Source organism: Hymenobacter fodinae (genome assembly GCF_004745825.1).
In the GTDB taxonomy this organism is placed as follows: Bacteria; Bacteroidota; Bacteroidia; order Cytophagales; family Hymenobacteraceae; genus Hymenobacter; species Hymenobacter fodinae.
In genome coordinates, this window is sequence record NZ_SRLA01000003.1 from 371,522 (window position 1) to 383,050 (window position 11,529).

At 57.6% G+C, this 11,529-nt stretch carries 10 protein-coding genes; 4 read left to right on the top strand and 6 right to left on the bottom strand.

Annotated elements, in window-relative coordinates; genetic code table 11:
- Positions 1-9 precede the first annotated feature (9 nt).
- From EU556_RS15375 to EU556_RS15385, 3 genes are all read right to left on the bottom strand, one after another.
- Complete coding sequence (locus EU556_RS15375; RefSeq protein ID WP_167855592.1) at positions 10-609, bottom strand: Crp/Fnr family transcriptional regulator; 600 nt, start codon at positions 607-609, stop codon at positions 10-12.
- Between the two features lie 160 nt (positions 610-769).
- Positions 770-3,412: a TonB-dependent receptor gene (locus tag EU556_RS15380; protein WP_210116303.1), complete on the bottom strand. Its 2,643-nt coding sequence runs from the start codon at positions 3,410-3,412 to the stop codon at positions 770-772.
- 146 nt (positions 3,413-3,558) lie between these two features.
- The gene (locus EU556_RS15385; RefSeq protein ID WP_135435034.1) at positions 3,559-3,915 is read right to left on the bottom strand and encodes a winged helix-turn-helix domain-containing protein; all 357 of its coding nucleotides are present in this window, start codon (positions 3,913-3,915) and stop codon (positions 3,559-3,561) included.
- A gap of 236 nt (positions 3,916-4,151) precedes the next feature.
- Here EU556_RS15385 and EU556_RS15390 point away from each other — a divergent pair, with 236 nt between their 5' ends.
- Positions 4,152-4,940 carry a hypothetical protein gene (locus EU556_RS15390; RefSeq protein WP_135435035.1) on the top strand — a complete coding sequence of 263 codons (789 nt, stop codon included), beginning with the start codon at positions 4,152-4,154 and terminating at the stop codon, positions 4,938-4,940.
- 108 nt (positions 4,941-5,048) lie between these two features.
- On the opposite strand, the gene dnaB is transcribed toward EU556_RS15390, so the two are convergent.
- Positions 5,049-6,581, bottom strand: coding sequence for a replicative DNA helicase (dnaB, locus tag EU556_RS15395; protein WP_245327756.1), 1,533 nt, complete (start codon positions 6,579-6,581; stop codon positions 5,049-5,051).
- Positions 6,582-6,964: 383 nt separating this feature from the next.
- Here dnaB and EU556_RS15400 point away from each other — a divergent pair, with 383 nt between their 5' ends.
- Complete coding sequence (locus EU556_RS15400; RefSeq protein WP_135435037.1) at positions 6,965-8,353, top strand: UDP-N-acetylmuramate--L-alanine ligase; 1,389 nt, start codon at positions 6,965-6,967, stop codon at positions 8,351-8,353.
- Entirely contained in the window at positions 8,350-9,060 is a 711-nt protein-coding gene (locus tag EU556_RS15405; protein WP_135435038.1) for an alpha/beta fold hydrolase, read from the top strand. Before EU556_RS15400 ends, EU556_RS15405 begins: the two co-directional genes overlap by 4 nt.
- Positions 9,061-9,226: 166 nt before the next feature.
- Here EU556_RS15405 and EU556_RS15410 read toward each other — a convergent pair whose 3' ends face one another.
- Both EU556_RS15410 and EU556_RS15415 read right to left on the bottom strand, forming a co-directional pair.
- A complete protein-coding gene (locus EU556_RS15410) occupies positions 9,227-9,799 on the bottom strand; it encodes a hypothetical protein (protein ID WP_135435039.1) in 573 nt (190 codons plus the stop codon).
- Between the two features lie 24 nt (positions 9,800-9,823).
- Positions 9,824-10,618: a M48 family metallopeptidase gene (locus EU556_RS15415; RefSeq protein ID WP_135435040.1), complete on the bottom strand. Its 795-nt coding sequence runs from the start codon at positions 10,616-10,618 to the stop codon at positions 9,824-9,826.
- Between the two features lie 264 nt (positions 10,619-10,882).
- Here EU556_RS15415 and EU556_RS15420 point away from each other — a divergent pair, with 264 nt between their 5' ends.
- Positions 10,883-11,497, top strand: coding sequence for a fumarylacetoacetate hydrolase family protein (locus tag EU556_RS15420; RefSeq protein ID WP_135435041.1), 615 nt, complete (start codon positions 10,883-10,885; stop codon positions 11,495-11,497).
- Positions 11,498-11,529 lie beyond the last annotated feature (32 nt).

Here is an 11,529-nt window from a genome sequence, read left to right on the forward strand (position 1 = left end):
AGTGTTATCCTATTTTTCCTGACTTTCCTCCTCTCCGCGGGCCAGCTCCCCTCTAATTCGGCTCAGCGACTCGGGCGTAATTCCCAGGTAGGCTGCAATTTGGCGCTGCGGCAGCCGCCGGGCCAGCGTTGGATATAGCTGCAGGAAGTCTAGGTAGCGCTCCTCAGCCATGGCACTGAGTACTCCAATCAGCCGCCGCCGCATCGCCGACATACTATTGTGCAGCAGTTCATAGAGAAAAGCCTGAAACTCCGGTCCCAGCTGCTGCACCCGCTGAAAAAAGCTGGCCCCAAACACCAACACCTCCGAGTCTTCCAGGGCGTCAATGGAGAACAGTGCCGGTGTCTGCCGAATCATGCCCTGCTGATCAGAAATCCACCAGTTCTCCGGCGCGAACTGCAGAATATGCTCTTTCTGGCGCGCATCGGTCACGTAGCTGCGCAGGCACCCGCGTACCACAAATGCCCCTACCCGACTCGCCTCGCCCTGCCGCACTACTACTTCATGCTTCTTTAAATGGCGCGGGGTAAGCAAGTGGCCTAGCTCTTCAAGCTGCGCCTCTGAAAGCGGCAGCTTATCCTGAAAATACGCGCGAAGAGCTTGGTGCATAAGTAGATGTTGGTTGGTGGTTGGGGAACTCATCCCCAGCCCCTCTCTTCAGGGAGAGGGGTGCGTTCTAGTAGCTATAAGCAATTGTAGCAGGACCATTGTTTATTGCTTTACGTCTGGCACCCCTCTCCCCGAAGAGAGGGGCTGGGGGTGAGGTTTGCTACAATCCATACGTCACCGAAAGGTAGTACAGCCCGCCCACGCTGGGGCCGCCCAAATACGATACATAATACTGGTTCAACACGTTGCTGGCGCCCAGCTTAAACCGCAGGTTGGGGGCGGGAACACGGTAGCTGACTTGGGCATCGAGGGTGTTGTAGGCGGGCACATTGCCGTTCACCAGGAAGGTTTGGGAGTAGTATTTGGCCTGCCAACGGTAGTTGAGGCCGAAACCGAAATTTTTATAGGCCTTTTCGTTGCCCAGGTTCAGATTGTAAGCCCAGCGCGGGGTGTTGAACCCATCTTCCAGGCCATCCCCGGCTTTGGTGCGGTCGAGGCGGGCGTAGGTGACGTTGGCACCGGCCAGGTAGCCGCTGGCCACGTCGTAGCGGAGGCCCAAGGAGCCGCCATAGTTGTATACCTGGCTTTGGGCGTTGGTCCAGAGGCGGTAGCGGTCCTGGGTGGCGCGGTTGCTGAGGGCCGTGGCAATGCCGTTGAGGTCGGTGGCGGTGGTATTGGGCACGTAGGCTTCCACCTGGGCAATGAAGTCGCGGTAGGAGTTGTAGTAGAAATCTACATCCAGCAGCAAGCGGCCTTCCGCCAGCAATGCCGCTTTGTAGCCCATTTCCAAGGACTTCACGTACTCGGGCCGTAGGTAGGTGTAGGGGTTTTTCACCAGTCGCCCCTGGTTTTGCGCAATAGCCTGCTGGCGTTTCTCGGCGGGGCTAGCCGAGCTGTTGTTGGCGTTAATGGCAGCCGTCACGGCGGTGTTGAACGCATCGATGCTGCTGCGCAGGTAGCTGTTCTCAAACACCCCATCCGACATCACCCGTAGGCCACCAATGCGCTTCACTTGTCCGCTATTTACGTTCGAAAAGCCCTCAAACAAGCTTGGAAAGCGGTAACCGCTCTGGTAGCTCACCCGGAAGTTGTGGTGCTGGGTGGGCGAGTACACTGCCGTAAGACGAGGGTTAAATCGAGTGCTGAAGTAGTCGTTCTTATCAGCGCGCAAGGTGGCGGTTAGCCGGATCTTGTCGTTCAGCAGCCGCGCCCCGGCCTGCACGAAGCCGCCGGTTTTGCCGTAGGTGAGCGTGCTGTAGGGGTCCTTGCCTATCTCGGGGTTGATGAAGTAGTTGCCGTCAGGTTGAATGAAGTACGTGCGGTGGTCGGCCCCCGCTAGTAGGTCGACCCAGGCGGGTAGGCCTCTGCCCCCGTCTTGGCGCAAAGCCTGCCCTATGTTCACCTGGCCTTCAGCGTGCAGCATCTCCGCCTGCACCCGCAGGGCCGCGCCTTCGTCCCAGTTGTTGATGTCGGCCAGTGTTTTCAGGCGCTGCTGAAACTCCGGGGTGCCGGGCTGCAGGCGACCCGCATCGGCGGCGGCGCGGGCCGTAGCGTGCGCCTGGGCTACCGACTGGCCTAGGCCAGTAGCGGCGTTCCAGGCGGCGGTGTAATCCCGGTTCCACTGGGCGTCGGGCTTGAAGCTGCGGTCGAGATTTTCGGCCGCCGAGCGTAGGTTGTAGCTTTTACCGGTATTTTCCTGGGTGAGGTACACGCGGGCCTGCACCACGGGGCTGGTGAGCTGCAGGGCGTGCTGCTGCAAGCGGTAGTCTTCCAGCCGAAAGCGGTTGGAGCGCTGGTACACGTTATCAAGAAGGGCGCCGCGGTAAGTGTAGGCCAGTTCTGCCCGCTGGGTCAGCTTGTAGTGCAGGGCCGCATCATAGCGGATGGTCTGGAGGTGGTAGTCTACCACGTCTTTTTCATCGTAGCCGGTGCGCGCCACCTGGTAATTCTTCCCGCCCAGGCTCAATGTACTGCGGTCCGATGACTCGTTGCCGTAGCTGTTCACCGGGTCGCGGGCGGGGTTTTCTGCCCCGAACAGACCTGTGGTAGCGTTGCCGTTTGGGTTGAGCTCGGTCTGGTCGTTGGCAATCCAGTCGTAGCCGCGCAGGTAGGTGCCGTTTACTTTGAAAGCCAGCTTGGGCGTCAGGGCTTTGGCGTAGCGGAGGCTGGTTTCAGTGAATGGCCTGGCACCGGCGTTAGGGTCGTTGAGGTGGTTGACGCCGGTCTTCTGCTGCACACTCACGCCCTCCGAGAGAAACGGATTGCGGGTCGTGAAATTGGCTAGGCCGTTGATGGCGTTGAGGCCATAGAGCGCGGCAGCCGTACCGGGCACAATTTCCACGGTATTAATATCCAGGTCACTCGGCCCCAACACGTTGCCAATGGGTCCGCCAATGTGGGGCGCCTGGTTGTCGATGCCATCTACCAGCTGCACGAAGCGCACGTTGGTGGTATTAGTGAAGCCGCGGGCGTTTATCACCTTGAAGCTCAGGCTGGGCGTAATCACCTGCACGCCCTTCAGGTGCTCAATGGCATCAAAAAACGACGGGGCCGGCGTGAGCCGCAACTGCCGCGGGTTCAGCTTCTCCACCGTCACCGGCGACTGCAGAATACTCTCCTCCACCTTAGAGGCCGATACCACTACCTCGCTCAGCAAGACGTCGCGGCGGGCCGTGTCGGCCGCTACTGGCGGCTGCCGCGCAGGCGTGACCTGCTGCGCCGCCACTGGCCTAGCCAGGCATGCGCCTAGCAACACCACCCCTATCACTGCCTCTAAATGTATTCTGCGTACTGTTTTCTTCATCAACTACTTTTTCACGCGGAGTGAAACTATGGTCATCCTCTACTCCCTATGGGGCAATCTGGTGCTGGACCACCTCGTTATATTTTGAAAAACATAACGCAGAAGCTGCGGAATGGTTTTGCCTCCCTTTAGCAGCTTCTTCCTAGCTAGAGCACCCTCGCGGCTTCGGCGGCCATAAATGCCTGAAACCGCTCTTGCAAGGCCCTAAATTCCTCAATCATGCGTTGGCCCTCGGGCGTGATTTCGGTACCGCCTCCGCGCTTACCCCCCGTCTGGGTCAGCACAAGTGGCCTAGCGGCCTGCGCATTCATGGAGCTCACCAAATCCCAGGCGCGCTTATATGACATGCCCATTTGCTGCGCCGCCTTCGAGATGGAGCCTTGCTCCTGAATTTGTAGCAATAGCTCTAGCCGCCCAATGCCCATAAACCGGTCATCAGCGGTTTCTACCCATAAGCGGCCGTTTAGCCGGAACGTGAGGTCAGGGCGGAGCAAGTCTTTCATGGCCGCAATCTTACAAAATCTCTTACTCCAGACTGCGCTAGGCCACCTGTGCTCCGCTGGCAACACGTACTAAGCTCTACAGCACCGCCTTGGAACCAAACGGCGAAAAATCAGACGATGCCTAGAAAAAATTGCAACCTCCTCTGCAACCTCCCACCCATTTCTTGCGGATACTCTTGGGCGGCGGCCTACACGGCTGCCAGTATCTACTCCCCCCTTTAATCTAACTCACGAACATGGAACCCAATCAATCTGCCAACCCTACGCCAACCAACGAAGCCAATAACGACCAGGCCAAGAATACCGCTCAACCATCGCAGTCGGCTGGCGCCGATAACCAGGGTGCAGCCTCGAAGGGCTCATCAGCTGGCCAGCAGTCTGCCGATGGCAAAAGCTGGACGGAATATGCCAACCTGCAAAAAGTAGTCGACCAGCTGCCCCAGGGTGTGCGTGACTTCTGCTCTAATTCCTGGAACCAAGTAGGCAAGTCGCTAGGCCAGGTCGGCGACCAGGTGAATAAGCTGAGCACCACGCAAAAAGTAGCCGGGGCTGTGGCACTAGCTGGCATTGGCTATCTGGCGCTACGCTCGGGCAAATCTGAGAAATCATCGGGCATTGGCAGCATGTACCGCGGCGACTCGTCTAAGGGCTCGAAGAAGTCTCAGCAAGGCTACCGCTCTAGCGCCGACAGCTACACTTCAGCCTCCTATAATTCCTTCTCTTCGCCTAGCTCCCGCCCCGACGAAAGCAAGCGCATGGACCGCGGCCCCGGGCACTACGGCAGCAGCAGCTTCGACCGCCAGAATGAGTCGCGGGTAGGTGGCAGCTACCAGTCGGGCAGCTCTAGCCAGTCTCCCTCTAGCTCGTCGTCAGGCTCTAGCGCCAAATCTTCAGACTATTCATCCGGCGCCAACTCAGCTAGCTCCAGCCAGTCCTCTTCCATGTCTGGCCGCAGCATGGGCTACCGGGGCAGCTCCAACACCTCCCCCGACTCCGATGAGCTAGACCTCGGTGCGGGCGTATAGCACCCGTGCTACCCGCTAGGCCACTCCGGCTTACTCGTACATAATTAAAACAGCGCCTCCGACTAGTGTCAGAGGCGCTGTTTTGGTTTTATATGCCGGGGGTTGGCACTAGAATGGCGCTGGGCCGTCATCGAAAGTGCTACGTGGGAACGGCTGCGCGGCCGGCGGACTATCGTTGTTGATGCGGGAACCCAACCGAATGGTGTTGGGAGCAAAACCCGAAGCATCGTCGTCGAAGGTGCTGCTGGGGAAGGCGCCCGTGTTAAAGCCAGCATCACCAAAGCCACCAGCCCCATCAAGGTCCGCGAACTTGGTGAACTTACCGATAAACTTCAGCTGCACGGTTTCCAAAGAGCCGTTCCGGTGTTTGGCAATGATAACCTCACCCGTGCCCTGGGTGGGGTTGCCCATTTCATCTTCGGTAATCTTGTAATACTCAGGACGATACAAGAACACTACCATGTCGGCGTCCTGCTCGATAGAACCCGATTCACGAAGGTCACTCAACTGAGGCTTTTTGTCGCCTCCGCGGGTTTCTACTGAGCGCGAGAGCTGCGACAGCGCCAACACCGGCACGTTCAGTTCCTTGGCAATGCCCTTCAGTGCCCGCGAAATCGAGGCAATTTCCTGTTCGCGGTTACCGCCCCCCTTACCATCCGTGTTACCCGTCATCAGCTGCAGGTAGTCGATGATAATCATCTGGATGTCGTGGTGAGCCTTGAGGCGGCGGCACTTGGTGCGCAACTCCCGAATGCTGAGGCCCGGCGTATCGTCAATGTAAATGGGTGCCGACGATAAGGCCGAAATCTTGTGGTTGAGCTGGGCCCACTCGTAGTCGGCCAGGTTACCCTTCTTGATCTTTTCCGAATCCAGCTCCGCCTCCGCTGAAATCAGACGATTCACCAGCTGCAGTGAGGACATTTCCAGCGAGAAAATGGCCACTGGCTTCTTGAACTCTACCGCCGCATTGCGCATCGCCGACACTACGAAGGCGGTTTTACCCATACCGGGGCGCGCCGCAATAATCACCAAGTCAGAGGGTTGCCAGCCGCTGGTTACGCGGTCGAGGGCCGAGAAGCCGGAGGGTACCCCGGTGAGGCCGTCCTTCTGATTTTTCTTTTCTTCCAGTTCCTTGATGGCTTTACCCATCAAGCTCCGCATGTCGTCGAAGTTCTTGCGGATGTTGGATTCCGACACCTCGAACAACGACTGCTCAGTGCTGTCGAGCAGGTTGAACACGTCGGTGGTATCCTCAAACGCGTCGCGCTGAATGTCGCTGGCAATGCGAATCAGCTCCCGCTTGATGGCGTTTTCGGTGATGATGCGGGCGTGGTACTCAATGTTGGCCGCCGAGTTTACCTTGAAGGTGAGGTTGGCCACATAGTGGGCCCCACCGGCCGCTTCCAGCTCGCCCATCTCCCGCAGCTCGTGCGTGACGGTCAGAATATCAATCGGCTCCGACTTATCAAACAAGTTCAGAATAGCCTTGAAGATGCGCTGGTGCCCGTCTTTGTAGAAGCTCTGGGCTTTCAGGATATCAATAACGGTAGTCAGAGCATCCTTTTCCAGCATTAGTGCTCCTAGCACGGCGGCCTCCAGCTCCAGCGCCTGGGGAGGCAGCTTGCCCGACGCACCTCCCATCGGAACCACCGCAGGGCGGGTATTCCAAGCGGCTTTGGCGCGCGAGGCCGATAGTTTCAGGCGGTCATCCATCCGGTCGTTCATCACTGAGGTAGCACTACAAGGTAAGCAGGTTCAAGCGTTTTCCGGGTCGGAACACGTGATATTCTCCCGTCCGCCGCTCGAAATTTCGCAAAGGGGTACAAAGCTAACGGCTGAGCCCTACAATCCGCAGAGGTGGCAAAAGGTTTCTTTTTACTATCCGCTTCCCGTTAGCAATGTTTAGCTCAGCAGCCTGGTGGCTAGGCCACTGCCGAGCTCCGTGAGTGCTGGGTTGACTGCCATCTCGGGCGCTTTCCTTTTAGCCGCTTACCTTTGCCGCCCCATTATCTTGTATTCGCTACATGGCTGTTACGCCTCCTTCTTCGCTCCAGCGCCTTCACCTGATTGCCATCGGGGGAAGCATCATGCATAACTTGGCGCTTGCCCTTCACCGCCGGGGTGCCCACGTCACGGGTTCCGACGACGAAATATTTGAGCCTGCCAAAAGTCGGCTGGCGGCGGCCGGTCTGCTCCCGGCCGAGGAAGGCTGGTTTGCGGAAAAAGTGACCCCCGACCTCGACGCCGTGATTGTGGGCATGCACGCCCGCCCCGACAACCCCGAGCTGCTCCGAGCCCAGGAGCTAGGCCTACGGGTGTATTCCTTCCCGGAGTTTATCTACGAGGCCTCGCGTGACAAGCAGCGGGTAGTAATTGGCGGCTCGCACGGCAAAACCAGTATTACCTCCCTCATCCTGCACGTACTGCGCTACCACGGCCGCAAGTTCGATTACGCCGTAGGGGCTCAGTTGGAAGGCTTCGACCTGATGGTGCAACTGACCGAGGATGCGCCTATCATCATCATTGAGGGTGACGAGTACCTGTCGTCGCCGATTGACCGGCGGCCCAAGTTTCATTTGTACCAGCACCATATTGGCGTGATTTCCGGCATTAGCTGGGACCATATCAATGTGTTCCCGACCGAGGAAATCTACCGGGAGCAGTTCAAGATCTTCGCCGACATGACGCCCAAGGCCGGCACCCTGATCTACGACCAGAACGACGAGCAAGTGCAGTTGGTAACGGTGCCCTCCAACCCCGATGTGAAGTATATCGGCTACGGCCCGCACGAGCACGTCATCCGCAACGGCAAAACCTTCCTGCTCAACAAGAAAGATGAAGAAGTACCGGTGCAGGTGTTCGGGGAGCACAACCTGCGTAACATCTCGGCCGCCAAGGAAGTCTGCAAGTGTTTGGGCATTAAGGGCAAGGATTTCTACGAGGCGCTGGGCTCGTTTAAGGGCGCTGCTCGCCGCCTGGAGCTAGTGCGCGAAGGTGAAGGGTCGGTGGTCTATAAAGACTTCGCTCATGCGCCCAGCAAGTTGAAGGCCACGGCTACGGCTTTCAAGAAGCAGTATCCGCAGCGCAAGCTAGTGGCCTGCCTGGAGCTGCACACCTTTAGCTCCCTAAACCCGGCCTTTCTACCTCAGTACGCCCACACCTTCGATGCGCCCGACGTGGCGGTGGTCTACTTCAACCCCCATGTGCTGGAGCACAAGCGCCTCCCCCCGCTGCCACCTGAGGCCGTGGCCCAAGCCTTCCAGCGCCCCGATTTGCAGGTGTTTACCGACAGTAAACTGTTGGCGGAGTTTCTGCACGCCCAAAACTGGCAGGGCGCTAATCTGTTAATGATGTCTTCGGGTACGTTTGATGGGCTGGATCTGGCTCAGCTAGCCACCGAGGTTACCCGATGAAACAACCCATCTTACTTCTGCACGGCGCCCTGGCCACCGAAGCTCAGCTGAAGCCCTTAGCCCGCGAACTGTCGGCATTTTTTGCCGTGCACACGTTCACGTTTGGCGGGCATGGCGGCCGGCCGGCCGGCCCAATTGGCCTGTCAATGCAGCAATGCGCGGCCGAGGTCAAGGAGTTTATGGACACCCACGGGCTTGACGCCACGCACGTGTTTGGGTACAGCCTCGGCGGATATGCAGCTTTGGCAGCGGCTCTCAAAGCCCCCGAGCGCTTCCAGAGCATTACTACCCTTGGCACTAAGTTCAACTGGTCGCCGGCTACGGCAGCCCTCGAAACCCAAAACTTAGACCTGGCCACCCTGCAGCAAAAGGTGCCCCATTACGTGCAACACCTTGAGCAACTGCATCAGCCCACCCCGGTTGACGAGCTGCTCAGTGCCACGGCGCAACTCATGCGTGGCCTAGGTGATTCGCCCCTTCTCACCCCCGAGAACCTATCGACCTTGGAGGTGCCGGTGCAGGTGTTGGTTGGGGAGCTAGATAAAACAGCCGGCGTAGACCCCTCCCGCCATTACACCGATTTCATGCCCCGCGCGTTGTTTGAAATCATCATGAACACGCCGCACCCGCTGGAGAAAGTCAATCCTGACCTGCTGTTCTCCCGCATTTTACGCTTTGTAGAGATGGTAGAAGAAAACCACATCTAACTTTACCATAGCCGCTTTAACAAAAGAAGGCCCACCGTTTGGTGGGCCTTCTTTTATTTGTCAGTCGGCGTCTTGGGAGCTGGCTTAGGCTTCCGCCGATCGGTGGTAACCAGTAGCGCCAGGGCCGTGAGTGAAAGGCGCAGTATCCATTTGCGGCTGAGCATGGCTAACGACGGGGAAAGAAAGAGTTGTTGTTTTCTACGCGCAGGTCGCAGCGGCTACCACCGGTATTTTCCTCGCAGGTGGTGCCCACAATCTCGTTCTTCTCAAAGTTGAAGAAGCAAAAGGTACACCCCACCCCGGCAATAACATACCGCGAAGCGTTTGAGCTGAGGTACAAGCTATTGTCGGTAGAGCTTTGCAGCGGAATAGCCATGGCGCGGTACATCCCATCGCGTAGGCCTATGCCAACGAGATAGTAGATGGCCTTGTCCTTGGAAGTTTCCTGCACCTTACGAATCATGGTTTTGTTTACCACCGTACCGTCGCCGAACTGGCGCGTAAAGGCCGCCGCCAACTGGTCGCGCGGCACCAGGTAGCGCACGTTGCCCTCACTTATTTCGGCTACTTGCTTGGTAATAGCCTCCAGCTTGCGCCGACTCAGAATATCGTCATTATCGGTGGGGGAACTCACTTCCGGAAAGCCACGCTTCGTGGTTTCGCAGGCAGCTAGGCCACCCAGCGCAAGTATGCCGCCAAGAGCCAGCAGGGTGAGCAAAGAACGCAGTAAACGAATCATTAGCAGTATATAAGCAAGGCGCGCTTAGCGGCCTTTATAATAGGTCTTGGCTTCGGGCAGCTCACGCTGGATGTCCGCAATGCGGGTGCCGTTAGAAGGGTGAGTAGAAAGAAACTCTGGCGTACCACCTCCCCCTGCCTGGGCCTCCATGCGCTGCCAGAACGGTATTGCTCCCTCCGGATCGTACCCCGCCATAGCCATAAAGATAAGGCCTAGATGATCAGCTTCAGACTCCTGGCTCCGGCCGTACTTGAGCAGGCCTAGCGACGAGCCGACGCCCACCGCTTGCAAGAACACGTTTTGCGTAGCCGTAGGCGTTTGCCCTACCGCTACCGACGCAATGGAGCCAATGCCCTGCGCGGCCATCTGCTGGCTCATGCGCTCCGAGCTGTGTTTCGCCACGGCATGGGCAATTTCGTGGCCCATTACTACGGCCAGGCCATTTTCATCTTGCGTGATGGGCAGAATACCAGTGTACACGGCCACTTTTCCGCCGGGCATACACCAGGCGTTCTGCTGGTTGTCTTCAATCAGGTTGAACTCCCAAGCGTAGCCTTCTAGCTGGTCTTGGCGGTTTTGCTGCCGGAAGTATGTTTCTACGGCTTGCTGAATGCGCTGACCCACGCGGCGCACCATAGCCGTTTGGGTGGCATTAGTTGAAAGTCGGCTGGAAGCCAGCACCTTCTGGTATTCGGTGGCGGCCATGGTATTCATTTCAGCATCGGACACCAAGCTGAGCTGACGACGCCCCGTAATGGGCACTGTGGAGCAGGCGGCCGCCAAAAACAGACAGCTAGCAAGAGCAATTTTTTTGAGCATAGGAAAGGGAGCGGTAGAGAGGAAAGGGACAGAACGGGCCGGGGAGCTACGGCTGAGCTATAGCCCCCCAAACAATAGCGTATTGCTATACGTGAGGCAGTGGGCAAAATGTTTGCCACGGGCATTTTCTGCCAAAAACGCCCCAATTTTTAGGCGGTTGCCCTGCGAATTAAACGCTATTTTTGGCCGCAGGCCTACTGCCTCTATTACGCATTTCGCGTTTTTGTGCAGCTGGCTTTGCTTTCCTTATTTACCCTCCTGAGCATGAAAATTCTTTGCATCGGCCGCAACTACGCCGAACATATAGCTGAGTTACAGAACGAAACCCCCGACGCCCCCGTCATCTTTGCCAAGCCCGATACGGCCCTGCTCCAGCGCAACCAGCCCTTCTTCCTGCCCGATTTTTCGCAGGATATCCACCACGAAATTGAGCTGGTGCTGCGCATCTGCAAGAATGGCAAGAACATCGAAGAGAAGTTTGCGCCAACCTACTTCGACGCCATTGGCCTAGGCATCGACTTCACGGCCCGCGACCTGCAGAGCAAACTCAAGAGCAAAGGCCTGCCTTGGGAACTGGCTAAGGGCTTCGATGGCTCGGCCCCCATCTCGCAGGAGTTTAAGCCCGTGGCCGAATTTCAGGATCTGAAGAACATCAACTTCCGACTGGAAGTGAACGGAGAGGTGCGCCAGCAGGGCAACTCCAGCCTGATGCTCCACGACTTCAACAAGATCATCAGCTACATCTCGCAGTTCATCACCCTGAAAATGGGCGACCTGATCTTTACTGGCACCCCCAGCGGCGTAGGCCAGGTTAAAATTGGGGACCAACTAACAGGCTACCTCGAAAACGAGAAGCTGCTGGATCTGGCGGTCAAATAAGTCTAACCTAGGCCACTGTTTCAGTCTGTGAG

Bases quoted from the DNA above. Each gene is read 5' to 3' on its own strand.
- EU556_RS15375 (WP_167855592.1), bottom strand. From the start codon at position 609: ATGCACCAAGCTCTTCGCGCGTATTTTCAGGATAAGCTGCCGCTTTCA.
- EU556_RS15380 (WP_210116303.1), bottom strand. From the start codon at position 3,412: ATGAAGAAAACAGTACGCAGAATACATTTAGAGGCAGTGATAGGGGTG.
- EU556_RS15385 (WP_135435034.1), bottom strand. From the start codon at position 3,915: ATGAAAGACTTGCTCCGCCCTGACCTCACGTTCCGGCTAAACGGCCGC.
- EU556_RS15390 (WP_135435035.1), top strand. From the start codon at position 4,152: ATGGAACCCAATCAATCTGCCAACCCTACGCCAACCAACGAAGCCAAT.
- dnaB (WP_245327756.1), bottom strand. From the start codon at position 6,581: ATGGGAGGTGCGTCGGGCAAGCTGCCTCCCCAGGCGCTGGAGCTGGAG.
- EU556_RS15400 (WP_135435037.1), top strand. From the start codon at position 6,965: ATGGCTGTTACGCCTCCTTCTTCGCTCCAGCGCCTTCACCTGATTGCC.
- EU556_RS15405 (WP_135435038.1), top strand. From the start codon at position 8,350: ATGAAACAACCCATCTTACTTCTGCACGGCGCCCTGGCCACCGAAGCT.
- EU556_RS15410 (WP_135435039.1), bottom strand. From the start codon at position 9,799: ATGATTCGTTTACTGCGTTCTTTGCTCACCCTGCTGGCTCTTGGCGGC.
- EU556_RS15415 (WP_135435040.1), bottom strand. From the start codon at position 10,618: ATGCTCAAAAAAATTGCTCTTGCTAGCTGTCTGTTTTTGGCGGCCGCC.
- EU556_RS15420 (WP_135435041.1), top strand. From the start codon at position 10,883: ATGAAAATTCTTTGCATCGGCCGCAACTACGCCGAACATATAGCTGAG.